Annotated in this window: 21 protein-coding genes; 15 read left to right on the plus strand and 6 right to left on the minus strand. The window is 72.1% G+C overall.

The window, feature by feature from the left end; all coding sequences use genetic code 11:
* Nucleotides 1-51 precede the first annotated feature (51 nt).
* A complete protein-coding gene (locus tag JOD48_RS09995; RefSeq protein ID WP_191790333.1) occupies nt 52-537 on the minus strand; it encodes an OsmC family protein in 486 nt (161 codons plus the stop codon).
* 103 nt (nt 538-640) lie between these two features.
* Between JOD48_RS09995 and uvrC the strand changes: the two genes are divergently transcribed.
* The 9 genes from uvrC (at nt 641) to JOD48_RS10040 (ending at nt 10,600) form a co-directional block, all read left to right on the plus strand.
* Nucleotides 641-2,785, plus strand: a complete 2,145-nt coding sequence (gene uvrC, locus JOD48_RS10000) for an excinuclease ABC subunit UvrC (RefSeq protein WP_204808818.1) — start codon at nt 641-643, stop codon at nt 2,783-2,785.
* Between the two features lie 189 nt (nt 2,786-2,974).
* Nucleotides 2,975-3,913 (plus strand): RNase adapter RapZ, encoded by a 939-nt coding sequence (gene rapZ / locus JOD48_RS10005; RefSeq protein WP_191790335.1) that lies wholly within the window; start codon nt 2,975-2,977, stop codon nt 3,911-3,913.
* Between the two features lie 2 nt (nt 3,914-3,915).
* Nucleotides 3,916-4,878: a gluconeogenesis factor YvcK family protein gene (locus JOD48_RS10010; RefSeq protein ID WP_204808820.1), complete on the plus strand. Its 963-nt coding sequence runs from the start codon at nt 3,916-3,918 to the stop codon at nt 4,876-4,878.
* 193 nt (nt 4,879-5,071) lie between these two features.
* Nucleotides 5,072-6,052, plus strand: a complete 981-nt coding sequence (whiA, locus tag JOD48_RS10015; RefSeq protein WP_191790337.1) for a DNA-binding protein WhiA — start codon at nt 5,072-5,074, stop codon at nt 6,050-6,052.
* 443 nt (nt 6,053-6,495) lie between these two features.
* The gene (gene gap, locus JOD48_RS10020) at nt 6,496-7,500 is read left to right on the plus strand and encodes a type I glyceraldehyde-3-phosphate dehydrogenase (protein ID WP_191790338.1); all 1,005 of its coding nucleotides are present in this window, start codon (nt 6,496-6,498) and stop codon (nt 7,498-7,500) included.
* 132 nt (nt 7,501-7,632) lie between these two features.
* Nucleotides 7,633-8,832: a phosphoglycerate kinase gene (locus JOD48_RS10025; protein ID WP_239527377.1), complete on the plus strand. Its 1,200-nt coding sequence runs from the start codon at nt 7,633-7,635 to the stop codon at nt 8,830-8,832.
* A 43-nt stretch (nt 8,833-8,875) separates the two neighbouring features.
* Nucleotides 8,876-9,670 carry a triose-phosphate isomerase gene (gene tpiA, locus JOD48_RS10030; RefSeq protein WP_191790340.1) on the plus strand — a complete coding sequence of 265 codons (795 nt, stop codon included), beginning with the start codon at nt 8,876-8,878 and terminating at the stop codon, nt 9,668-9,670.
* Nucleotides 9,671-9,932: 262 nt separating this feature from the next.
* Nucleotides 9,933-10,175: a preprotein translocase subunit SecG gene (gene secG, locus JOD48_RS10035; protein WP_191790341.1), complete on the plus strand. Its 243-nt coding sequence runs from the start codon at nt 9,933-9,935 to the stop codon at nt 10,173-10,175.
* Nucleotides 10,176-10,252: 77 nt separating this feature from the next.
* Entirely contained in the window at nt 10,253-10,600 is a 348-nt protein-coding gene (locus JOD48_RS10040; RefSeq protein WP_191790342.1) for an RNA polymerase-binding protein RbpA, read from the plus strand.
* A gap of 164 nt (nt 10,601-10,764) precedes the next feature.
* Here the strand turns inward: JOD48_RS10040 and pgl are convergent, their stop codons facing one another.
* From pgl to tkt, 5 genes are all read right to left on the minus strand, one after another.
* The gene (gene pgl, locus JOD48_RS10045) at nt 10,765-11,553 is read right to left on the minus strand and encodes a 6-phosphogluconolactonase (RefSeq protein ID WP_191790343.1); all 789 of its coding nucleotides are present in this window, start codon (nt 11,551-11,553) and stop codon (nt 10,765-10,767) included.
* The gene (gene opcA, locus JOD48_RS10050; protein WP_191790344.1) at nt 11,550-12,467 is read right to left on the minus strand and encodes a glucose-6-phosphate dehydrogenase assembly protein OpcA; all 918 of its coding nucleotides are present in this window, start codon (nt 12,465-12,467) and stop codon (nt 11,550-11,552) included. Before opcA ends, pgl begins: the two co-directional genes overlap by 4 nt.
* Before the next feature lie 67 nt (nt 12,468-12,534).
* A complete protein-coding gene (zwf, locus tag JOD48_RS10055) occupies nt 12,535-14,076 on the minus strand; it encodes a glucose-6-phosphate dehydrogenase (RefSeq protein ID WP_191790345.1) in 1,542 nt (513 codons plus the stop codon).
* A 148-nt stretch (nt 14,077-14,224) separates the two neighbouring features.
* The gene (gene tal / locus JOD48_RS10060; RefSeq protein ID WP_307824084.1) at nt 14,225-15,364 is read right to left on the minus strand and encodes a transaldolase; all 1,140 of its coding nucleotides are present in this window, start codon (nt 15,362-15,364) and stop codon (nt 14,225-14,227) included.
* A gap of 90 nt (nt 15,365-15,454) precedes the next feature.
* Nucleotides 15,455-17,617, minus strand: coding sequence for a transketolase (gene tkt / locus JOD48_RS10065; RefSeq protein WP_191790346.1), 2,163 nt, complete (start codon nt 17,615-17,617; stop codon nt 15,455-15,457).
* Between the two features lie 414 nt (nt 17,618-18,031).
* Between tkt and JOD48_RS10070 the strand changes: the two genes are divergently transcribed.
* From JOD48_RS10070 to JOD48_RS10095, 6 genes are all read left to right on the plus strand, one after another.
* Complete coding sequence (locus tag JOD48_RS10070; RefSeq protein WP_307824085.1) at nt 18,032-19,030, plus strand: heme o synthase; 999 nt, start codon at nt 18,032-18,034, stop codon at nt 19,028-19,030.
* Nucleotides 19,031-19,081: 51 nt separating this feature from the next.
* Nucleotides 19,082-20,107: a site-specific tyrosine recombinase XerD gene (xerD, locus tag JOD48_RS10075; RefSeq protein WP_204808824.1), complete on the plus strand. Its 1,026-nt coding sequence runs from the start codon at nt 19,082-19,084 to the stop codon at nt 20,105-20,107.
* 221 nt (nt 20,108-20,328) lie between these two features.
* Nucleotides 20,329-21,144 (plus strand): ParA family protein, encoded by an 816-nt coding sequence (locus JOD48_RS10080; protein WP_307824295.1) that lies wholly within the window; start codon nt 20,329-20,331, stop codon nt 21,142-21,144.
* Entirely contained in the window at nt 21,128-22,249 is a 1,122-nt protein-coding gene (locus JOD48_RS10085) for a segregation and condensation protein A (protein ID WP_372440723.1), read from the plus strand. The genes JOD48_RS10080 and JOD48_RS10085 overlap by 17 nt, the downstream gene beginning before the upstream one ends.
* Nucleotides 22,250-22,260: 11 nt before the next feature.
* Nucleotides 22,261-22,998 (plus strand): SMC-Scp complex subunit ScpB, encoded by a 738-nt coding sequence (gene scpB / locus JOD48_RS10090; RefSeq protein ID WP_204808826.1) that lies wholly within the window; start codon nt 22,261-22,263, stop codon nt 22,996-22,998.
* Complete coding sequence (locus tag JOD48_RS10095) at nt 22,995-23,957, plus strand: pseudouridine synthase (protein ID WP_138824506.1); 963 nt, start codon at nt 22,995-22,997, stop codon at nt 23,955-23,957. The genes scpB and JOD48_RS10095 overlap by 4 nt, the downstream gene beginning before the upstream one ends.
* Nucleotides 23,958-23,990 lie beyond the last annotated feature (33 nt).

Raw genomic sequence — 23,990 nt, forward strand, 5'->3', positions numbered from 1 at the left:
CGGCGGACGTCGACCGTGCCTCGGCCGGCTGCCGTCCGACCGGGTGCAGGCTCAGGCCGCGTGCGTGCGCAGCGGCGCGGGCTCGAGCAGCACCGGGAAGTTCACGGAGCGCGCCAGGAAGCAGTGGTCGTGGGCGCGGCGGTGGATCTCGGCGACGGCCTCGTCGCTGACGTCGGGGCCGTCGTCGACCACCACGTGCGGGTGCAGCGTGACGTCCGTGAACTGCCCGGCTCCGGCGGACTCGACCCGCATGGTGCCGGTCACCTCGTCGGTGTACTCGCGCACCACGATCCCCGCCGCTGACGCGAGGTGCAGGAACCACAGCATGTGGCACTGCGAGAGGCTCGCGACGAACAGCTCCTCGGGGCTGTACCGGCTCGGGTCGCCCCGGAACGCGGGGTCGGCCGAGCCGGGGAGCGTCGGTCGGCCGGTGAGGTCGACGTCGTGGTCCCGGCTGTACGCGGTGTAGGTGGTCGTTCCGGTCTGGCCCGCGCCGGTCCAGCGGACGGTCGCGGCATAGGAGTGAAGGGCGCCCATGCCGTCACCCTAGCGGCGGTCGGGCGTTCGTGTGTGACGGGCGTCACGTGCGAGCGTCGGCGCAGGGGCGTGACTGTGGGTGCACTGTCCTAGGCTGGCGGACATGGCTGATCCGTCCTCGTACCGCCCCGCACCGGGAGAGATCCCCACGTCACCGGGCGTGTACCGCTTCCGCGACGAGCACGGCCGCGTCATCTACGTCGGCAAGGCGAAGAATCTGCGCGCCCGTCTCGGCAGCTACTTCCAGGACCTGACGAACCTCCACTACCGCACCCAGACGATGGTCACGACGGCCGCCTCGGTCGAGTGGACGGTCGTGGGGACCGAGGTCGAGGCCCTCGCGCTCGAGTACTCGTGGATCAAGGAGTTCGACCCCCGGTTCAACGTGAAGTACCGGGACGACAAGTCCTACCCCTACCTCGCCGTGACCCTGGGCGAGCAGTTCCCGCGCGCCCAGGTCATGCGTGGTGGCAAGCGCCCCGGCACCCGCTACTTCGGCCCCTACGGGCACGCGTGGGCCATCCGCGAGACCCTCGACCTGCTGCTGCGTGTCTTCCCGGTCCGCACGTGCTCCGCGGGCGTCTTCAAGCGTGCCCAGCAGACCGGTCGGCCCTGCCTGCTCGGCTACATCGACAAGTGCTCCGCCCCCTGCGTGGGACGCATCACGCCCGAGGACCACCACGCGCTCGCGGAGGACTTCTGCGACTTCATGGCGGGCGACACCGCGAAGTTCATCCGCCGGGTCGAGGCCAAGATGAAGGAGGCCGCGGCGGCCATGGAGTACGAGCAGGCCGCCCGTCTGCGCGACGACATCCTCGCGCTCGAGCGCGCCATGGAGAAGAACGCCGTGGTGCTCGGCGACGCGACCGACGCGGACATCTTCGCGCTCGCTGGCGACGAGCTCGAGGCCGCGGTGCAGGTCTTCCACGTGCGCGGTGGCCGCATCCGCGGGCAGCGTGGCTGGATCGTCGAGAAGGTCGAGGACGTGACCGACGCCGAGCTCGTCGAGCACCTCCTGCAGCAGGTCTACGGTTCGGTCGACGAGGCCCTCGGGGACTCCTCGACCCCGTCGTCGAGCATCGTGCCCCGAGAGGTGCTCGTGCCCGTCCTGCCGCCCGACACCGAGCAGGTCGTGGCCTGGCTCACGGGCCTGCGGGGCGCCAAGGTCGACGTCCGGGTGCCGCAGCGCGGTGACAAGCGCGAGCTCGCGGCGACGGTGCACAAGAACGCCGAGCACGCCCTCGCGCTGCACCGGACCCGCCGTGCGGGGGACCTGACCACGCGCAGCCAGGCGCTGCGCGAGATCCAGGAGGCGTTGGGTCTGGAGACCGCGCCGCTGCGCATCGAGTGCTACGACGTGTCGACGACGCAGGGGACCCACCAGGTCGCGTCGATGGTCGTCTTCGAGGACGGGCTCGCGCGCAAGAGCGAGTACCGGCACTTCGCGATCCGCGGCCCGGAGGGGCTGGGCGCCCGCGACGACACCGCGGCCATGCACGAGGTCATCACGCGCCGCTTCAAGCGCTACCTCGCCGACCGTTCGCAGGCCACGGACGTCGAGATGGACCTGGGGGCCGACGACGACACCGCGCGGGACGCGGACGCCGTCGCGGCGGGGTACGTCCCACGCTCGGGCGAGGTGGGCGCGGACGCACCTGCGGGCCGTGCCGCCCGTTTCGCGTACCCGCCCAACCTCGTCGTGGTCGACGGCGGACCGCCCCAGGTCGCCGCCGCCGCCCGGGCCCTCGCGGAGCTCGGGATCGACGACGTCGCGCTGTGCGGCCTCGCGAAGCGGCTCGAGGAGGTGTGGCTGCCGGGGGAGGACTACCCCGTGATCCTGCAGCGCAGCTCCGAGGGGCTGTACCTGCTCCAGCGTGTCCGGGACGAGGCCCACCGGTTCGCGATCTCCTACCACCGCAAGAAGCGCGGCAAGGCCATGACGGCCTCGGCCCTCGACGACGTCCCGGGCCTCGGGCCCGCACGCAAGAAGGCGCTCCTGACGCACTTCGGCTCCCTCAAGCGGCTGCGTGCGGCGTCGGCCGAGGAGATCGCGACCGTGCCCGGCATGGGTGCCGCGACCGCCGCGGCCGTCGTCGCCGCGCTCGGTCCGGCGAGCCCGACCGCCGCCGGAACCGTAGGACCCGGGGGGGCGGCGGCTCCCGAGGCGGAGTCGCCGGCGTCGCCGACGGACGCGCTCGAGGCGGCCGCGCCGGCGTCCCCCTCGTCCGAGGAGGCGGCGCCCGCATGAGCCGTCCCCGCGCGCACCCGGCGGCCGCGTCGCCCGGGGGCCCGGCGCCGTCGGGCGAGAGGGCCTGCCCGTGACCCGCGGCGCGGGGGCGGCCGGTCTCGAGCTCTCGGCCGGAGAGCAGGACACGCCCGAGAAGTGCCCGACGCCGGTCCGGCCCGCCCGCGCGCGACCGGCTGGCATGCTGGTGGCATGAGCACCGAACCCTCCCCGACGACCGTCCCGCAGGGCATCCCGGCGATCGAGGCGACCACCCACGCGCCCGAGCGCTCCGACGCCGAGGTCCTCGTGATCACCGGGATGTCGGGCGCCGGACGATCGCGCGCTGCCGCGGTGCTCGAGGACCTCGACTGGTACGTGGTCGACAACATGCCGCCCCGCATGCTCGTCCCGCTCGTCGACATGATGACGCGCGCGGGGTCCAGCGTGCAGCGCATCGCGGCCGTCGTCGACGTCCGTGGCGGGGGGTTCTTCACCGACCTCCTCGACGTGCTCAAGCACCTGCGCGACGCCGGGGTCTTCTACCGGATCCTGTTCCTCGACGCGTCCGACGAAGTCCTGGTGCGTCGATACGAGCAGGTCCGGCGTCCGCACCCGCTGCAGGGCAACGGGCGGATCCTGGACGGGATCGCCGAGGAGCGGCGCCTGGTCGCGAGCGTCGAGGAGCGCGCCGACGTCGTGATCGACACCTCGGACCTCAACGTCCACGACCTCGCACGGGAGGTCCGCGCGGCCGTCGCCGAGGGCACCCCGGACACGCTGCGCATCAACGTCGTCTCGTTCGGCTTCAAGTACGGCATCCCGCTCGACGCGGACCACGTCGTCGACATGCGGTTCCTTGCCAACCCCTACTGGATCACCGAGCTGAGGCACCTCACCGGGCGCGACGCGCCCGTCCGGGACTACGTCCTGGCCCGGCCCGGGGCGCTCGAGTTCGTCGACCGGTACGTCAGCGCGCTCGAGCCCGTCCTGGCCGGGTACCTGGCCGAGGAGAAGCGGTACGTGACCATCGCCGTGGGCTGCACGGGTGGCAAGCACCGGTCGGTCGCGATCTCCGAGGTGCTCGCCCAACGGCTGCGCGCCGTCGGGCAGCGCGTCACCGTGACGGCCCGCGACCTCGGCAAGGAGTAGTCGTGACCCTCGACAACCCGGCAGTGGTAGCACTCGGCGGCGGGCACGGCCTGTCCGCGACGCTCTCCGCGCTGCGCCTCATGTCCGACCGCATCACGGCGGTCGTGACCGTCGCCGACGACGGCGGGTCCTCCGGTCGGCTGCGGGCCGAGCTCGGTGTGCTCCCGCCCGGCGACCTGCGCATGGCGCTCGCGGCGCTGTGCGACGACTCCGAGTGGGGCCGGACGTGGAGCTCGGTCCTGCAGCACCGGTTCTCCTCGAGCGGCGACCTGGACCAGCACGCGGTCGGCAACCTCTTGATCGTCGCGCTGTGGGAGCTCCTCGACGACCCGGTCGCGGGCCTCGACTGGGTGGGCAAGCTCCTCGGTGCGCGCGGCCGGGTCCTGCCCATGGCTGCGGTGCCCCTCGGGATCGAGGCCGACGCGCGGACCGACCACGGGCTCAGGACGATCGTGGGGCAGAGCCAGGTCGCCGTGACCCGCGACCGCATCGAGCAGCTGCGGCTCGTGCCGCCCGACCCGCCCGCGTGCCCCGAGGCGGTCGACGCCGTCATGGCGGCCGACTGGGTGATCCTGGGACCGGGCTCCTGGTACTCCTCGGTCATGCCGCACCTGCTGGTCCCCGAGCTCGCGCACGCGCTGCACGAGACCACTGCCCGGCGCTGCGTCGTCCTCAACCTCTCGAACACCTCGGGCGAGACCTACGGCCTGACCGCGACCGACCACCTCGAGGCGCTGCACAAGCACGCACCCAGCCTGCGCATCGACGCGGTGATCGCCGACCCGAGCGCGGCCGAGGACGTCGGCCTGCTCGCGGACGAGTCGGCGCGCACGGGCGCCCGGCTGCTGCTGCGCCAGGTGGGCAGGTCGGACGGCACGCCGCAGCACGACGCGCTGCGGCTCGCGGCCGCCCTGCGCGACGTCTTCGACGGGTTTCTCGGCGACGTGGGCACCACGACCCGCTGAGCCGCGACCGCCCCCGGGGGCCGGTCCGTGGGAGGTGCCGAGCCGACCGTCGGCCGTCGATCGGCGACAGCGCCCCCGGCCCCTATGCGGGCACGACCGGCGTCAGCCGTGCGATCGGCGCGGGGGCGCGTCGTGCGGCGGCTCCTGGCAGAAGGCGGTCACGATCGTTGCTCGTTGATGGGAGGATGTCGCCATGGCGTTGACGGCACAGGTGAAGGACGAGCTCGCGCGACTCAAGGTGGACAAGACCTCCTGCCGCAAGGCGGAGGTCTCTGCCACGCTGCGGTTCTCGGGAGGGCTGCACATCATCTCGGGGCGCATCGTGATCGAGGCGGAGCTGGACACGGCGATCGCCGCCCGTCGGCTCCGGCAGACGATCAGCGACGTGTACGGGCACACCAGCGAGCTGATCGTGGTCTCGGCCGGGGGGCTGCGCCGGGGGAGCCGGTACGTCGTGCGGGTCGTCAAGGACGGCGAGTCGCTCGCCCGACAGACGGGCCTGCTCGACAACCGGGGCCGCCCCGTGCGCGGGCTGCCGCCGCAGGTGGTCTCGGCGGGGGTCGGGGAGGCCGAGGCGGCGTGGCGCGGCGCGTTCCTCGCGCACGGCTCGCTGACGGAGCCGGGGCGCTCGTCGGCCCTCGAGGTCACCTGCCCGGGGCCCGAGGCCGCGCTCGCGCTGGTCGGCGCCGCCCGGCGACTCGGGATCGCCGCGAAGGCGCGCGAGGTCCGCGGGGTGGATCGCGTCGTGATCCGGGACGGCGAGGCGATCAGCGCGATGCTGACCCGCCTGGGGGCCCACGAGACCGTGGTCGTCTGGGAGGAGCGGCGGCAGCGCCGCGAGGTGCGCGGGACGGCAAACCGGCTCGCGAACTTCGACGACGCGAACCTGCGCAGGTCGGCGCGTGCCGCCGTGGCGGCAGGGGCCCGGGTCGAGCGCGCGTTCGAGATCCTGGGTCCTGACCTGCCGGACCACCTCCGGGAGGCCGGGGAGCTGCGCCTCGCCCACAAGCAGGCCTCTCTCGAAGAGCTGGGGCAGCTCGCTGAGCCGCCGCTGACCAAGGACGCCGTGGCGGGTCGTATCCGCAGGCTCCTGTCCACGGCCGACAAGCGGGCCGCCGAGCTCGGGATCCCCGACACCGAGGCAGGTCTGAGCCCGGACCTGCTCGACGTCTGAGCGGTCCGCGCCACGCGCGCCCGCGGTGCCTGCGGGCCCCGACGACACGCCGACGAGGGGCCCGCACCGCACGGTGCGGGCCCCTCGTCGCGTCGTCGGCGCCCGGCGTGCGACACGCCCGGTGTGACGTCGGTCTCGGACCCCGGTCACATTCCCACGGTGCGTCCGTGGGCGTCTCAGATCCGCCTCCAGGTCACGGGATGGGGAGGATCGGGTATAGGATCGGGGATGTCAGGTGACAAAGACGTGCTCCTTCACTGAGGTCTTCGGGACCCTGTTGAGTCGCAGCTGTCGCTGTGGCCCTGCGAGATTCCCGGAGTCCACGCCGCGAGGCATCCAGTGGGGGAGTACTTCGCCGTTACCACCTACGTACGCCGTAGTACGTGATCGTTCGGCATCAACCGTGTGCGTCGGAAACACCGGCGCGCCCTGAGGAGGGCATTGTGACCATCCGCGTCGGTATCAACGGCTTCGGTCGTATCGGACGTAACTTCTTCCGCGCCATCATCGCGTCGGGGGCGGACATCGAGATCGTGGGTGTCAACGACCTCACGGACAACAAGACGCTCGCGCACCTGCTGAAGTACGACACCGTCCTGGGTCGTTTCCCGCTGAGCGTCGACTTCGACGAGAACAACATCATCGTCGACGGCAAGGCCATCCGTGCCCTCGAGGAGCGCGACCCGGCGAACCTGCCCTGGGGCGAGCTCGGTGCTGACATCGTCATCGAGTCGACCGGCTTCTTCACCGACGCGACCAAGGCCAAGGCTCACATCGAGGCCGGCGCCAAGAAGGTCATCATCTCCGCTCCGGCGAAGAACGAGGACGGCACCTTCGTCGTCGGCGTGAACCACGAGCAGTACGACCCCGCGACGCAGCACATCATCTCCAACGCGTCGTGCACCACGAACTGCCTCGCCCCGATGGCCAAGGCCCTCAACGACGCGATCGGCATCGAGCGCGGTCTCATGACCACGATCCACGCGTACACGGGTGACCAGAACCTCCAGGACGGCCCCCACAAGGACCTGCGTCGTGCCCGTGCGGCCGCGCAGAACATCGTCCCCACCTCGACCGGTGCGGCCAAGGCCGTCGCCCTCGTGCTCCCCGAGCTCAAGGGCAAGCTCGACGGCTTCGCGATGCGCGTCCCCGTCATCACGGGCTCGGCCACGGACCTCACCTTCACCGCCTCGAAGACCGTCACGGTCGAGGAGGTCAACGCTGCGGTCAAGGCTGCTGCTGAGGGCCCCCTCAAGGGCGTCCTGAAGTACGTCGACGACGACATCGTCTCCTCGGACATCGTCACGGACCCGCACACCTCGATCTTCGACTCGAAGCTCACCAAGGTGAGCGGCGACCTGGTCAAGGTCGTCGCCTGGTACGACAACGAGTGGGGCTACTCCAGCTCGCTCGTCTCGCTCACGCAGTACGTGGGTGCTCGTCTCTGATCTCCGTCCTTCGTGACGTGAGGTGAATTCTGCGTCCGCGTGCGTGGCCGGCCCGGTTGGCCGCCCATGCACGCGGACGCAGTCATGTGTGACGTGACCTGTTTCGACCCTGTTCAGACCAGGAGTGTGCTCATGAAGACCATCGACTCCCTCGGCGACCTGCGCGGCAAGCGCGTGCTCGTCCGCTCGGACTTCAACGTCCCCCTCGACGGGACGACCATCACGGACGACGGCCGCATCCGCGCCGCGCTCCCCACGCTCAAGCGGCTGACCGACGCCGGTGCGAAGGTCGTCGTGACCGCGCACCTCGGACGTCCCAAGGGTGAGCCCGACGCCAAGTACTCCCTCGCTCCCGTCGCGGCCCGCCTGGGCGAGCTGCTCGGTGCCCCCGTGACGCTCGCGGACGACACCGTCGGCGAGTCCGCCAAGGCCACGGTCGCCGCGCTCGGGGACGGCGAGGTCGCGCTGCTCGAGAACATCCGCTTCGACGCTCGGGAGACCTCGAAGGTCGACGCAGAGCGCGAGTCGCTCGCCGCGGACCTCGCCTCGCTCGCGGACGCGTACGTGTCCGACGGCTTCGGCGTCGTGCACCGCAAGCAGGCGTCGGTCTACGACATCGCCAAGGTGCTGCCGTCCGCGGTCGGCGAGCTGGTCCTCAAGGAGGTCGACTCCCTCAAGAAGGCGACCGAGGACCCCGCGCGCCCCTACGTCGTCGTGCTCGGCGGGTCGAAGGTCTCCGACAAGCTCGGTGTCATCGCCAACCTGCTGACCAAGGCTGACCGCCTGCTGATCGGTGGCGGCATGGTCTTCACGTTCCTCGCGGCCAAGGGCTACTCGGTGGGCAACTCGCTCCTCGAGACGGACCAGATCGACACCGTGAAGGGCTACCTCGCGGACGCCGAGAAGGCCGGCGTCGAGATCGTCCTGCCCACGGACATCCTCGCCGCGGACTCGTTCGCCGCCGACGCTCCCTACGAGGTCGTGCCCGCGGACGCGATCCCGGACGGCAAGATCGGCCTGGACATCGGTCCCGACTCGCAGAAGCTCTTCGCGAGCAAGATCGTGGACGCCAAGACGGTCGTCTGGAACGGTCCCGCGGGCGTCTTCGAGTTCGAGGCGTTCTCCGGCGGCACCCGTGCCGTCGCGCAGGCCCTGGTCGACGCGACGGCGAACGGCGCGTTCACGATCGTCGGCGGTGGCGACTCCGCCGCGGCAGTGCGCATCCTCGGCTTCGACGAGGCCGGCTTCAGCCACATCTCGACCGGTGGCGGCGCGAGCCTGGAGTTCCTCGAGGGCAAGTCCCTGCCGGGGCTCGCAGTCCTCGAGGCCTGACCCCACCACCGCAGCCTCACGGCTCACAGAAGGTAGACACACCATGACTGATGCACGTACCCCGCTCATCGCGGGCAACTGGAAGATGAACCTGGACCACCAGGAGGCCATCCACACGGTCCAGAAGCTCGCCTGGGCCCTCAAGGACGCCAAGCACGACTTCTCGGCCGTCGAGGTCACCGTCCTGGTCCCGTTCACGGACCTGCGCAGCGTGCAGACGCTGGTCGACGCCGACAAGCTCGAGCTGACGTACGGCGCGCAGGACGTCTCGCAGCACGTCTCGGGCGCCTACACGGGGGAGATCTCGCCCGTGTTCCTGAGCAAGCTGGGCGTGACCTATGTCGCGATCGGCCACTCGGAGCGTCGCCAGTACCACGGCGAGGACGACGCGCTCGTCAACGCCAAGTCGAAGGCCGCGCTCGCGCAGGGCCTGGTCCCGATCATCTGCGTCGGCGAGGCGCTCGACATCCGCAAGGCCGGCGAGCAGGTCTCGTACACGCTCGCGCAGGTCGACGGCGCGCTCGAGGGCCTGTCCGCGGAGGACGCCGCCAAGGTCGTCATCGCGTACGAGCCCGTCTGGGCCATCGGCACCGGTGAGGTCGCCACGCCGCAGGACGCTCAGGAGGTCGCGGGCGCGATCCGTGCCCGTCTCGCCGAGCTGTACTCGGCCGAGGTGGCAGACGCCGTCCGCGTGCTCTACGGCGGCTCGGTCAAGTCCTCGTCGATCGCCGAGCTCATGAAGGAGCAGGACGTCGACGGCGCCCTGGTCGGCGGCGCGAGCCTCGACCCGGAGGAGTTCGCGAAGATCGCGCGCTTCCAGTCGCACCACGGGGCCTGAGCCCCTTCGCTGCCGGGTCGCGCCGCACGGCGCGGCCCGGCAGCGTGGCCACCGCGCGAGCGGTGGCCTTTTCTCGCGGTAGCCCCTGGGGCGTGGCGTCCCGCCCGGCAGCAACGACCGCCGGGCGGAACGGTTCGTCGGATCGGGCCCGCGTCGCCTACCCTTGTCCTCGGTGCCGTACCTGTGCCTCAGGTCGGTCCAGGACACCCGTTGCGGTCCGCTCTCGACTTCTCGACGTGGACCCAGAGCCAAGGACGTACTCGTGGACGCGCTGCGCATCATTCTCCAGATCCTGCTGGTCATCACCAGCGGCTTCTTGACCCTCCTCGTGCTCATGCACAAGGGCAAGGGCGGCGGCCTGTCCGACATGTTCGGCGGCGGTATCTCGAGCAGCGCCGGCAGCTCCGGCGTGGCCGAGCGCAACCTGAACCGCATCACCGTCACGTTCGCGATCACCTGGACCGTCGTGATCATCCTTCTGGGGCTCATCCAGAAGGTCAGCTGACCCGGCGCCGACGCCGTCGGCACAGGGTGTGGAACCGTCCCGGTACGCGGGCGGTCGTGAGTCAGGGGAGTGAAGTCGTGGCTGGTGGTAGTGCTATCAAGGGGTCGCGCGTCGGTGCCGGTCCGCTGGGAGAGACGGAGCGGGGCGACGTCGCCCCACGTGTCTGGGTCTCCTACTGGTGTGCCAACGGACACGAGACGCGTCCGAGCTTCTCGTCCGAGGTGGAGATCGTCACTCCTGAGACCTGGGACTGCCCGCGCTGCGGACTGCCCGGGGGGCAGGACCCGGCGAACCCGCCGAGCGCGCTGCGCAACGAGCCGTACAAGACGCACCTCGCGTACGTGAAGGAGCGCCGCAGCGACGAGGACGGCGTTGCCCTCCTCGACGAGGCGCTCGCCGCGCTCCGGGCACGCCGCGGCCGCTAGGCAGTGCCCGTGCGGCCGTGAACGGTCCGCACCCACAGCAAGGGCCCTCCAGGGCCTGTACACAGCACAGCGGGCCCCGTCCGAGAAGGACGGGGCCCGCTGTGCTGTCGTCGGCTGCGTCCTGCCGGTGCGCCGTGCCGTCGTCTGGTCCGGTCCGCCGGCTGTCAGTGCCTCAGCGCGTGGTGCTGGCTCGCCGCGAGGTCGACGAGCCACAGCGTGCGCTGGGTGCCCAGCGCCCCGGCCGCCGGGGTCGTCGTCACGGGGTCGCCCGCCAGTGCGGAGGCGACCGCGGGGGCCTTCTCCGCCCCCGCGGCCACGACCCAGACCTCCTGCGCGGCCTGGATCGCGGAGAACGTCAGCGACACGCGCTCGGGCGGCGGCTTGGGGGAGTCGTGCACCCCGGTCGTGGCACCGTCCGCGTCGAGCGCCGCGTTCTCGGGGAAGAGCGAGGCGACGTGCCCGTCCGGGCCCATGCCCAGCAGGAGGACGTCGAACGGGAGGTGCGCACCGCCGTCGGGCGTGAAGCGGGAGAGCTCGTCCGCGTAGAGCGCGGCCGATACCTCTGGGGTCCCGACGGCGTCGCCCGGCGCGGGCATGGCGTGCACGTTCTGCGGGGGCAGGGTCGGCAGGTGGTCGAGGAGGGCCTCGCGGGCCTGCGTCTCGTTGCGCTCGGGGTCGCCCGTGGGCAGGAAGCGCTCGTCGCCCCACCAGAAGTGCACTCCGGTCCAGTCGACCGCGTCGCGCACGGGGTGCGCGGCGACGGCGGCGAGGGACCGGATCCCGACCGTGCCGCCCGTGAGGACGACGTGGACGGGCGTGCGGACGGACTGGATGTCGAGGATGCGGGTCAGCAGCCGAGCCGCGACGGCCTCGGCGAGGACCCCCGCGTCGGGGTGCACGACGACGAGGCGCGCCCCGTGCGCGCGCGCGTCGGTCCCCGTGTCGGCCGTCATTCGCCGATCCTCGCGAGACCCTTGGTGAGGACCTCGCCGTAGACCTCGTCGGGGTCGAGCCGGCGCAGCTCCTCGGTCAGGCACTCCTCGAGCTGCCGCAGCGGCAGCGAGATGCGGCGGTCGGGCTGGCCCGGCTGGGTCAGCGTCACGATGCGGCCGTCCGGCCGGGACAGCACGATCGCGCCGCCCTTGCGCTCGAGGGTCACCTTCGTGATCCCCTCGACGCCGCGACGACGGACCAGCTTGACCGGGCACCTGAGCTGCTGGGCGAGCCACGCCGCGAGGATGTCGACCGAGGGGTGGTGCTCCTCGCCCTCCACCTCGACGGCCGTGACGGACTCGTAGGGCGGCTGGTCGAGCGCTGCCGCGATGAGACCGCGCCACAGGGTCACGCGGGTCCACGCGAGGTCGGTGTCGCCCGGGTGGTGGCTCCTGCTCAGGTGCTGGAGCGTCTGGAGCGACTTGCCCGCGTTGACCGCGTCGGTGATGCGGCGGTGGGCCATCTGGCCGACCGGGTCCGCCGAGGGGTTGTCGGGCGTCTCGCGGGGCCACCAGGCCACGATCGGGGCGTCGGGCAGCAGGAGGGGCATCACGAGGGTGTCGCTGTGCGCGACGAGCGGGCCCGACGGGCGCAGGATGATGACCTCGCTGGCCCCCGCGTCGCCGCCGATGCGGATCTGGGCGTCGAGCCGGGCGGACGTGCGCTTGTTCGCCGGGGCGACGACCACGACGCGGCAGGGGTGCTCGCGCGAGGCGCCGTTGGCCGCGGCGACCGCGTCCTCGACGTCGGCCTCCTCGGCCAGCACGACGAGGGTCAGGACGCGGCCGAGCGCCACGGCGCCGCCCTCGTCGCGCAGCTTGACGAGGCGCTTGTTGACCGCATTGGTCGTCGTCTCGGGGAGATCGATGATCATGAGGTGAGGCTCCAGTTCGAGGTCCGGCCGGGGATCCGGGGCAGGCGGGAGATCGGTACGGTCGCGGTCACGGACGCCGCCACGTTCGACCGTCGCGAGCCATCATGTCGTCGGCCGAGGCGGGGCCCCACGTGCCGGAGCGGTACGGCTCCGGAGCGCCCTTGGACTCCCAGAACGCCGTGATCGGGTCGAGGATCTTCCAGGACAGCTCGACCTCCTCGTGGCTCGGGAAGAGCGGCGGGTCGCCCAGGAGGACGTCGAGGATGAGGCGCTCGTAGGCCTCCGGGGAGGACTCGGTGAAGGCGTGCCCGTAGCCGAAGTCCATGGTGACGTCGCGGACCTCCATCGCGGTACCGGGGACCTTGGCGCCGAAGCGGATCGTCACGCCCTCGTCGGGCTGGACGCGGATCACGAGCGCGTTCTTGCCGAGCTCGGACGTCGCGGAGGACTCGAACGGCAGGTGCGGCGCCGACTTGAAGACGACCGCGATCTCCGTCACGCGTCGGCCCAGGCGCTTGCCCGTGCGCAGGTAGAACGGGACCCCGGCCCAGCGGCGGTTGTCGATGTCGACGCGGATCGCGGCGAACGTCTCGGTCGTGGACTCGGGCGAGATGCCGTCCTCCTCGAGGTACCCCACGACCTCCTCGCCGCCCTGCCACCCGGCCGAGTACTGGCCGCGCGAGGTGTGGCGTCCCAGGTCTCGCGGGAGACGCACGGCCGAGAGCACCTTGAGCTTCTCGGCGCGCAGCGACTCGGCGTCGAACGAGACGGGCTCCTCCATCGCGGTGAGCGCGAGCAGCTGGACGAGGTGGTTCTGGATGACGTCGCGCGCCGCACCGATCCCGTCGTAGTACCCCGCGCGGCCGCCGATGCCGATGTCCTCGGCCATCGTGATCTGGACGTGGTCGACGTAGTTCGCGTTCCAGATGGGTTCGTAGAGCTGGTTGGCGAACCGCAGCGCCAGCATGTTCTGGACGGTCTCCTTGCCCAGGTAGTGGTCGATGCGGAAGACCGAGTCCGGCGAGAAGACCTTGGAGACGACGTCGTTGAGCTCACGTGCGCTGGCCAGGTCGTGGCCGAACGGCTTCTCGATGACCACGCGGCGCCACGCGTCCTCGCCCGAGCGCGAGAGCCCCGAGCGCGAGAGCTGCTCGCAGACCAGGGGGAACGCGCTCGGGGGGACCGAGAGGTAGAACGCGTGGTTGCCGCCCGTGCCGCGCTCCTTGTCGAGCTCCTCGACCGTGGTGCGCAGGCGCTCGAAGGCCTGCTCGTCGTCGAACTCGCCCTGGACGAACCGGATGCCCTCGGCGAGCTGCTTCCAGGTCGCCTCGCGGAACGGGGTGCGCGCGTACTGCTCGACGGCGTCGCGCACGACCTTGGCGAAGTCCTGGTCCTCCCAGTCGCGGCGGGCGAAGCCCGTGAGCGCGAAGCCGGGCGGGAGGAGCCCGCGGTTGGCGAGGTCGTACACGGCGGGCATGAGCTTCTTGCGGGCGAGGTCGCCCGTGACGCCGAAGATCACGAGGCCGCTGGGCCCGGCGATGCGGGGGAGTCGAAGGTCACGCGGGTCGCGCAGCGGGTTGTGCTCTGCGCTGATCTTTGCCGGTCTCAACTGATGTCACCGTTCTCGTCGGCGTGGGCTGGAATGGTCGAAAGGTCCGTCCTGCGGACCGGGATAGAGCCTAGGCGGTGGTCGGCGCGTGCCCGGGAGTCGTCCACGACCGTGCCGACCTCCGTGGGCCCCCGGTGGAAGGCGTGGGTCACGACGCGTCGCCGCGCGCGCGGGCCAGGCCGTCAGAGACGGTCGCGAGGAGGTCGGACCAGCTCGCCTCGAACTTCTCGACGCCCTCGACCTCGAGGTGCTGGGTGACCTCGTCGAGCGAGACCCCGAAGGACTCGATGGTGGACAGGACCGAGCGCGAGGCCGTGTACGTGCCCGCGACCGTGTTCCCCAGCACGACGCCGTGGTCGGCGAACGCGTCGAGAGTGGCCTGCGGCATGGTGTTCACGACGCCCGGGGCGACGAGCTCGTCGACGTACATGGTGTCGCGGTACTCGGGGTTCTTGACGCCCGTCGACGCCCACAGGGGGCGCTGCGGGTGGGCGCCCGCGGCCTCGAGCGTGCGCCAGCGGTCGGTCTGGACGACCTGCTCGTAGGCCTCGTACGCGAGCCGCGCGTTGGCGATCGCGGCGCGGCCGCGCAGGTCGAGTGCCTCGGGGGTCCCGATCGCGGTCAGGGCGGAGTCGACGGCCGAGTCGACGCGCGAGACGAAGAACGACGCGACCGACGCGATACGCGTCACGTCGTGCCCGGCGTCGCGTGCCTGCTCGAGGCCGGACAGGAACGCGTCCATGACCTGGCGGTAGCGGTCCAGGGAGAAGATGAGGGTCACGTTGACGCTGATGCCCTGGGCGAGGGTGCGCTCGATCGCGTCGAGCCCCTCGACGGTCGCGGGGATCTTGATGAGGACGTTGGGGCGGTCGACCGTCTGCCACAGCCGGACGGCGGTCGCGACGGTCGCGTCGGCGTCGCGCGCCAGGCGCGGGTCGACCTCGATCGACACACGGCCGTCGACGCCGTCGGTCGCGTCGTACACGGGGCGCAGGACGTCGGCCGCCGCGCGCACGTCGTCGGTCGTGATCCGCTCGACCGCGGCCTCGAGGTCGGTCCCGGCGGTGGCGAGCTCGGTGAGCTGCGCGTCGTAGGCGTCGCCCTTCGCGAGCGCACCCGCGAAGATCGTGGGGTTGGTCGTGACGCCGACGACGGCACGGGACGTGGTGAGATCGGCGAGCCCGCCGCTGCGCAGCCGTTCTCGGGAGAGGTCGTCCAACCAGATGGAGACACCTGCCTCCGACAGCTCGCGGACGGGTGCTGGCGCTGCGCTGTGGTGCACGGTCACGGTTCTCCCTCTCGTCGTCTGGCGGCCGTCCTCACGGACGTCCCAGGAGGGGGCGGGCGAGACCCGCCCCCTCCTGGAATCTACGGATGGTCAGAGCTGGTCGCCAGTGCCACCGACCGAGGGGATCGCCACACCGCCGGGAGCGGCGCCGGTGCGAGCCGACTCGATGGACTCCTTCGCGGCGGCGGCGACGGCCTCGGACGTGATCCCGAACTCGCGGTAGAGGATCTTGTAGTCCGCGGACGCGCCGTAGTGCTCGAGGCTCACGGAGCGGCCGGCGTCGCCGACCAGGTCGCGCCAGCCCTGGGCGATGCCCGCCTCGACCGAGACGCGCGCCTTGACGGCGGCCGGGAGCACGCTCTCGCGGTACTCGGGGCCCTGCGCGTCGAACCACTCGCGGCTCGGCAGCGACACGACGCGCGCCGCGATGCCCTCGGCCGCGAGCTGCTCGCGCGCCTCGACCGCGAGCTGGACCTCGGAGCCCGTGCCGATGAGGATCACGTCGGGCGTGCCCTCGGTGTCGAGCAGCACGTAGCCGCCCTTCGCGGTGCCCGAGGCGTCGGCGAAGCCGTCCGTGCCGCGGGGGAACGTCGGGACGTTCTGGCGGGTCAGGATGAGCCCGGCCGGGCGGTCGGTGTGCTCGAGGATCGTGCGCCAGGCCCACGCGGTCTCGTTGGCGTCGGCCGGGCGGACGACGTCGAGGCCGGGGATGGCGCGCAGCGCGGCGAAGTGCTCGATCGGCTGGTGCGTGGGACCGTCCTCGCCCAGGCCGATCGAGTCGTGCGTCCAGACGAACGTGGACGGGATCTCCATGAGGGCCGCGAGGCGGACCGCGGGGCGCATGTAGTCGGAGAACGTGAGGAACGTCCCACCGTAGGCGCGGGTACCGCCGTGCAGGACGATGCCGTTGAGGATCGAGCCCATGGCGTGCTCACGGATGCCGAAGTGCAGCGTGCGGCCGTACTCGTGACCCGGGAACTTCTTGGTCGCGTGCTCGGCGGGGACGAACGAGGGCTCGCCGTCCATGGTCGTGTTGTTCGAGCCGGCGAGGTCGGCCGAGCCGCCCCAGAGCTCGGGCAACGTGTCGGCCAGGGCCGTGAGGACCTTGCCCGAGGCCGCGCGCGTCGCGACGTCCTTGCCGGCCTCGAACGTCGGCAGGGACTCGGTCCAGCCGGCCGGCAGCTCGCGGGCCTCGAGGCGCTGCAGCAGCGCGTGGCCTGCGGGGTTGGCGACCTTCCAGGCCTCGAACGCGGTGTCCCAGCGCTCGCGCAGCTCGGCGCCGCGCTCGCCCACGGCACGCGTGTAGGCCAGGACCTCGGCGGGCACGTCGAACGTCTTCTCGGGGTCGAGGCCGAGCTCGACCTTGAGGCCGCGGATCTCGTCGGCGCCCATGGCCGAGCCGTGGATCCCGCCGGTGTTCTGCTTGGTGGGCGAGGGCCAGCCGATGATCGTGCGCAGCGCGATGATCGAGGGCTTGCCGGTCTCGGCCTGCGCGGCGGCCACGGCCGCGGCGAGCTCGTCGACGTTCTCGGCGTAGCCCGTGCCGCCCTGGGTCCAGTCGACCTTCTGGGTGTGCCAGCCGTAGGCCGCGTAGCGCGCGAGGACGTCCTCGGTGAACGCGATGTCGGTGTCGTCCTCGATCGAGATCTTGTTGTCGTCCCAGATCACGATGAGGTTGCCGAGCTGCTGGTGGCCGGCGATCGACGAGGCCTCGGAGGTCACACCCTCCTGGAGGTCGCCGTCCGAGGCGATGACGTACACGTGGTGGTCGAACGGGCTCTCACCGGGAGCCGTCGACGGGTCGAGCAGGCCGCGCTCGCGGCGGGCCGCCATGGCCATGCCGACCGAGGACGCGAGGCCCTGGCCGAGGGGGCCCGTGGTGATCTCGACGCCGTTGGTGTGCTTGTACTCGGGGTGGCCGGGGGTCTTGGAGCCCCACGTGCGCAGCGCCTCGATGTCCTCGATCTCCAGGCCGTAGCCGGCGAGGAAGAGCTGGAGGTAGATGGTGAGCGAGGAGTGGCCCGCGGAGAGCACGAAGCGGTCGCGGCCGACCCAGTGCGAGTCGGCGGGGTCGTGGCGCATGACCTTCTGGAAGAGCAGGTACGCGGCGGGGGCGAGGGAGATCGCGGTCCCCGGGTGGCCGTTGCCGACCTTCTCGACGGCGTCCGCCGCGAGGGCCTTGATGGTCTTGACAGCCTGGTCGTCCAGGGGGGACCACTCGAGGGGCTGGTTGGCAGGAACGAACGCGTTCACCGGACCTCTTTCCCGTCCGGAGCCTGGCCCCGGATCATCGTCGGAACAACAAAGATCAACCGATGAACTATTCCGTCGCACGCACCCGGTCGCTCACAGGGGGAGCGGGGGGCCGAGCAGGCGACCGGCCGGTCGCGACGGTGGGTGCCGCGGGTCGGAGCCCTCGGGGTGCCCACCGGGGCACCAGGCCGTCGGTTGCTCCACCCAGCCTATACGCGGACCCCCGGACGGCGCCCTGCCCCGCCCACCACGTGGATTTCGGTCGGATCTCACACTTTTGCACGAGCCGGAAGGCGGCGGCGACGGAGGGGCCGACGTAACATAGGACGGATGTCCAGCGGGTCGGAGCCGACACGCACCGACTGCCGGACGACGCCCCCCAGCTTTCCTCGCCAGAACGGAACCCCGAAGCGCGTGCACACCACGAGCCAGGCACCGATCGACGAGACGGGTCTTCCGTCTCGTCCTGCCGCGACCGCGCAGGTCGCCGGACAGTCACGGGTCGCCGCGGACGGCAGCGCCGTCGCGGGGATCCGCAGCACGATCGGTGCGTACATCGCCCTGACGAAGCCGCGCATCATCGAGCTCCTGCTCGTGACGACGCTGCCCACCATGATCCTCGCCCAGGGCGGTTTCCCGGACTTCTGGCTGGTCGTCAAGACGCTCGTCGGCGGCACGCTCGCCGCGGCGTCGGCCAACGTCTTCAACTGCTACATCGACCGCGACATCGACGAGCTCATGAACCGCACCAAGCGGCGCCCGCTCGTCACGGGCGAGATCTCGCCGCGTGCTGCGCTGGTGTTCGCGACGGCGCTCGGCGTGATCGCGCTGCTGTGGTTCGCGCTGCTGGTCAACGCCCCCTCGGCCTGGCTCACGTTCGCGGCCATCGCGATCTACGTCGTCGGCTACACCATGATCCTCAAGCGCCGCACGCCGCAGAACATCGTGTGGGGCGGCATCGCGGGCTGCATGCCGGTCTTCATCGGCTGGTCCGCGGTCACCGGCTCGCTCAGCTGGTCCGCGGTCGCGCTGTTCCTCGTGATCTTCTTCTGGACGCCGCCGCACTACTGGCCGCTGTCGATCAAGTTCAAGAAGGACTACGCCAACGCGGGCGTCCCGATGCTTCCCGTCGTCGCCGACAACCGCAAGGTCGCCCGCGAGATGATCGGCTACACGGTCGCCATGATCGCCTCGTCGCTCGCCCTGTGGTGGCTCGCGCCCATGACCTGGGTCTACGGCGTGGTCGCGATCGGTCTCGGCGCCTGGTTCCTGGCGCTGTGCGTCATGATGCTGCGCCGGGCGAACGACCCGACCAAGGGCAAGCTCGGGGCCATGAAGGTGTTCCACGCCTCGATCACGTACCTGACCCTGCTGTTCGTCGCGGTCGCGGTCGACGTGTTCCTCCCCTTCTGACGGCCGACCCGGGACGCACGGGATGACCGACCACCCAGCAGCCGGTGCGCGATGACGCGCGCCGCTGCGGGGGAGCCTGCGCTCGTCGTCGGGCAGGACGTGCCTGAGGGGCCCGCGACCCCGGAGACCCCTGCAGCCCCACCGCTGCCCGCGGCCCTCGACCGGGCCGTCCGCGAGTACCTCGCGCACCTGACGGTCGAGCGCGGGCTGTCCCAGAACACCGTCGCGGCCTACCGGCGTGACCTCGCCCGGTACGCCGCCTACCTCGCGGCCCGGGGCAGGACGGAACCCGCCGACGTGACGCCGGCCGACGTCGCGGAGTACGTCACCACGGTCCGCACGGGAGCCGACGGCGCCGCTCTCCTCTCGCCGTCGTCGACGGCCCGCTCGGTGGCCGCGGTGCGCGGCTGGCACCGGTTCTGCGCGCTCGAGGGGCACACCGACTCCGACCCGTCGGCCGAGGTGCGCCCGCCCGCGCAGGGCAAGCGGCTGCCCAAGGCCATCTCGACCGAGGAGGTCGAGGCCATCCTCGAGGCCGCCGGCGCGGGGGAGGGGCCGGGACCGCTGCGGGACCGCGCGCTGCTCGAGCTCGTGTACTCCACGGGTGCCCGCATCTCGGAGGCCGTGAGCCTCGACGTCGACGACCTCGACCTGGGCTCGGGGGCCGTGCGGCTGTTCGGCAAGGGGGCCAAGGAGCGCGTCGTGCCCGTGGGGTCGTACGCGGTGCGAGCCCTCGACGCGTACCTCGTGCGGGGGCGCCCGGCACTGTCCGCGACGGGACGCGGGACGCCCGCGGTGTTCCTCAACACGCGCGGCGCGCGCCTGAGCCGGCAGAGCGCGTGGGCCGTCCTGCGCACCGCGGCCGAGCGCGCGGGGCTCGAGCACCCCGAGCGGATCTCGCCGCACACGCTGCGCCACTCGTTCGCGACGCACCTGCTCGCGGGCGGCGCCGACGTGCGCGTGGTCCAGGAGCTCCTGGGGCACGCGTCGGTCACGACGACGCAGATCTACACGCTCGTGACGCGCGAGACGCTGCGCGAGGTCTACGCGTCGGCCCACCCGCGGGCGCTGGGCTGACCCTCGGCGTGCCGCGCGGGTTCGCGCCACTCCGGCGCGTGCACGCGTCGTGCGCGAGCCCCTGGGGTACCGTGGCGGACGTGAGCAGCCAGGCCCCGAGCGAGATCCAGGACGCCGCCGGACCGTACGACGCACGCGTCGCCACGGCCGCAGGCGCCGCCGACGGTGGTGCGTCCGTCGCACCCGACAACGCCCCCCGCGTCGATCCGGTCGGCCGCGAGATCCCCGAGTTCCCCGTGCCGGCGCGGCTCGCGACGCACGGGCCGGGACGCATCATCGCGATGTGCAACCAGAAGGGCGGGGTCGGCAAGACGACCACGACCATCAACCTGGGCGCGACGCTGGCCGAGTACGGGCGCAAGGTCCTGCTCGTGGACTTCGACCCGCAGGGCGCCGCGTCGGTGGGCCTCGGCGTCAACCCGCACGAGCTCGACCGCACGGTCTACAACCTGCTCATGGAGCGTGGCGCGGACATCCGTGAGGTCATCGTGCCGACGGCCGTCGAGGGGCTCGACGTGCTCCCCGCGAACATCGACCTGTCTGCGGCCGAGGTCCAGCTCGTGGGCGAGGTCGCGCGCGAGTCCGTCCTGGCCAGGGTCCTGCGCCCCGTGCAGGACGAGTACGACGTGATCCTCGTCGACTGCCAGCCCTCCCTGGGGCTGCTGACGGTCAACGCGCTCACCGCGGCGCACGGGGTGCTCATCCCGCTCGAGTGCGAGTTCTTCGCGCTGCGCGGCGTCGCGCTGCTCGTCGAGACCATCGAGAAGGTCCGCGACCGCCTCAACCCGCGCCTCGAGGTCGACGGGATCCTCGCGACCATGTTCGACTCGCGCACCCTGCACTCGCGCGAGGTCGTGGCGCGCGTGCACGAGGCCTTCGGTGACAAGCTCCTGCACACCGTGATCGGGCGGACCGTGAAGTTCCCCGACGCGTCGGTCGCGGCCGAGCCCATCACGGTCTACGCGCCGTCCCACCCGGGTGCGGTGGCCTACCGTCAGCTCGCCCGCGAGCTGGTCGCCCGTGGCGACGCTGCCTGACACCGCACCGGCGGCCACCCGGGCCGCCGACCCGCAGGACGAGCAGCCCGCCTCACCGTCGACCGACGCGCAGGACGCTTCGGAGGCGCCACTCCCGGCCCCGGCGACCGACCGGAACGGCAACCCGGCCTTCGAGGTGCACCTCGAGAACTTCTCGGGCCCGTTCGACCTCCTGCTCTCGCTCATCGCGAAGCACAAGCTCGACATCACCGAGATCGCTCTCGCGCAGGTCACCGACGAGTTCATCGCGTACATCCGCACGGCCGAACGCCTCGCGCGCGAGGCCGAGGAGGCCGCGCGCGCGGAGACGGGTCCGGTCCCGCCCGGGGGAGCGGTGCCCGACGCCGGCGCTCCCGTCGCCAGGTCACGTCGCCCCCGTCCGGGGCGCGGCGGGCACCCTGGCTGGGACCTCGGCACCGCGAGCGAGTTCCTGCTCGTGGCCGCGACCCTGCTCGACCTCAAGGCCGCCCGCCTGCTGCCCACCGGGGACGTCGAGAGCGCCGAGGACCTCGAGCTGCTCGAGGCCCGCGACCTCCTGTTCGCGCGGCTCCTGCAGTACCGCGCCTACAAGCAGGTCTCCGCGGTCATCGCGGACCGGCTCGCGACAGAGGGGCGCCGCTTCCCGCGCATCGTGCAGCTCGAGCCGCACCTCGCGGCCATGCTGCCCGAGCTCGTGTGGAAGCTCGGCCCCGAGCAGCTCGCGGCGCTCGCGGCGAAGGCCATGGAGCCCAAGCCGCCGCCGCCCGGGGTGTCTCTGACCCACCTGCACGCGCCCGCGGTGAGCGTGCGCGAGCAGGCGAGCCTCGTCGTCGGGCTGCTGCGGCGGGAGGGGGCCGCATCGTTCCGCGTGCTCGTCGCGGACGCCGGCGAGACGCTCGTCGTCGTCGCGCGCTTCCTGGCGCTGCTCGAGCTCTTCCGCGAGGGGCTCGTCGCGTTCGAGCAGGTCGAGGCGCTGGGCGAGCTCACGGTCCGGTGGACGGGCAGCGACGGTGCGGACGACGAGGACGGCGCTTCGCTCGATGCCGTGGGCGGGGAGTTCGACGCCGACGACACCGACGTCCCCCCTGCCACGGTCGTGCACCCCACGACACGGACGGACCCATGAACGAGGAGAGCATGACCCAGGACACCGCGGACGCCGCACTCGCTGCGCGCGGCGCAGAGACGGACGACGCGCCCGCGTTCAGCGCCGAGCACCTGCCGGGCGGGGCGCTCGCGGCCCTCGAAGCCGTGCTCATGGTCGCCGACGAGCCCATCCCCGCGGTCCAGCTCGCGACCGCCCTCGGTCTGCCCCAGCGCGAGGTCGAGGACCTGCTGGGCGAGCTGTCGGCCGAGTACCGCGGCGAGCTGGGCGGACGGCCCCGCGGTTTCGAGCTGCGCCAGGCGGGCGGCGGGTGGCGCGTGTACTCGGCGCCGGTGTTCGCGGACGTCGTCGGGCGCTTCCTCCTGGAGGGCCAGAGCGCGCGCCTGACGCAGGCCGCTTTGGAGACCCTCGCGGTCGTCGCGTACCGTCAACCGGTCACGCGCGGCCAGATCTCGGCCGTGCGCGGCGTGAACGTGGACGGCGTCGTACGGACGCTCACGACCCGCGGGCTCGTCGCGGAGGTCGGCCAGGATCCCTCGACGGGTGCGGTCCTGTACGGAACCACGGGATACTTCATGGAGCGCATGGGCTTCTCGTCGCTCGACGAGCTCCCCGCCCTCGCGCCGCACCTGCCGGACGTCGACTCCATCGTCGACGCCGCCGACAGCACACTCGGAGCGTCCGGGGGTGGGAGCGACCGCGCACAGCCGCGGACGCCGGCCCTGCCCGACGGCGCTCGACCCAGCACGAACGACGAAGGAACATCATGAGCAGCGCACGCGAGGGTGGCCGACCGGCCGCCCGAGGACAGCGGTCCGAGAACTCCTCGGGCACCGGTCGACCGGGCAGTGGTCACGCAGGCGGTGGCCGGCCGGCAGGTCAGCGCTCCTCGGCCCCCCGCTCCGGAGCGGGCCGCGGATGGGCCGGCGACCCGCAGGCAGGCAAGAGCAAGCCGCCGCGCCGTCCGGCCGCGCCCAAGGGACCGCAGCGCGACGTCCACGTCGCCGACGGCGTGCGTCTCCAGAAGGTCCTCGCGACCGCAGGCCTGGGCTCGCGCCGCGCGTGCGAGGACCTCATCGCCGCGGGCCGCGTCGAGGTCGACGGCGTCGTGGTGCGCGAGCTCGGCGTCCGCGTCGACCCCGAGAAGGCCGTGATCCACGTCGACGGCATGCGCGTCCAGCTCGACCAGTCGCTCGTGACGATCGCGCTCAACAAGCCGCTCGGCGTCGTCTCCACGATGCACGACCCCGAGGGCCGCCCCGCGCTCACGCAGTTCGTCGCGACGCGCCCCGAGCGCCTCTTCCACGTCGGGCGCCTCGACGCCGACAGCGAGGGCCTGCTGCTCCTGACGAACGACGGCGAGCTCGCCAACCGTCTCTCGCACCCCAAGTACGAGGTCTCCAAGACCTACCTCGTGTCGGTCGAGGGCCGCGTCGCGGGCAACGTCGCGAACAAGCTGCTCCACGGCATCGAGCTCGAGGACGGCCCGGCCAAGGTCGACCGCTACCGCGTGGTCGACACGACCCCGCAGGCCAGCATGGTCGAGGTCGTGCTCCACGAGGGCCGCCACCGCATCGTGCGCCGCATGTTCGAGGAGCTCGGCCACCCCGTGACCCGGCTTGTGCGCACCCGCATCGGCTCGATCCACCTGGGCAACCTGCGCCCCGGCGCTACCCGCGTCCTGGGCCGCACCGAGCTCGGCACCCTCATGAGCGAGGTCGGGCTCTAGCACCCCTCCCGCCCCGGGAGCCGCGTCTTCACG

The sequence above is a fragment of the Oerskovia paurometabola genome (assembly GCF_016907365.1).
Lineage (GTDB): Bacteria > Actinomycetota > Actinomycetes > Actinomycetales > Cellulomonadaceae > Oerskovia > Oerskovia paurometabola.

Excerpts from the sequence above, each read along its gene's own strand:
- rapZ (WP_191790335.1), top strand. The coding sequence starts at position 2,975 with ATGAGCACCGAACCCTCCCCGACGACCGTCCCGCAGGGCATCCCGGCG.
- JOD48_RS10095 (WP_138824506.1), top strand. The coding sequence starts at position 22,995 with ATGAGCAGCGCACGCGAGGGTGGCCGACCGGCCGCCCGAGGACAGCGG.
- JOD48_RS10025 (WP_239527377.1), top strand. The coding sequence starts at position 7,633 with ATGAAGACCATCGACTCCCTCGGCGACCTGCGCGGCAAGCGCGTGCTC.
- tpiA (WP_191790340.1), top strand. The coding sequence starts at position 8,876 with ATGACTGATGCACGTACCCCGCTCATCGCGGGCAACTGGAAGATGAAC.
- scpB (WP_204808826.1), top strand. The coding sequence starts at position 22,261 with ATGACCCAGGACACCGCGGACGCCGCACTCGCTGCGCGCGGCGCAGAG.
- JOD48_RS09995 (WP_191790333.1), bottom strand. The coding sequence starts at position 537 with ATGGGCGCCCTTCACTCCTATGCCGCGACCGTCCGCTGGACCGGCGCG.
- uvrC (WP_204808818.1), top strand. The coding sequence starts at position 641 with ATGGCTGATCCGTCCTCGTACCGCCCCGCACCGGGAGAGATCCCCACG.
- pgl (WP_191790343.1), bottom strand. The coding sequence starts at position 11,553 with ATGACGGCCGACACGGGGACCGACGCGCGCGCGCACGGGGCGCGCCTC.
- opcA (WP_191790344.1), bottom strand. The coding sequence starts at position 12,467 with ATGATCATCGATCTCCCCGAGACGACGACCAATGCGGTCAACAAGCGC.
- whiA (WP_191790337.1), top strand. The coding sequence starts at position 5,072 with ATGGCGTTGACGGCACAGGTGAAGGACGAGCTCGCGCGACTCAAGGTG.
- xerD (WP_204808824.1), top strand. The coding sequence starts at position 19,082 with ATGACGCGCGCCGCTGCGGGGGAGCCTGCGCTCGTCGTCGGGCAGGAC.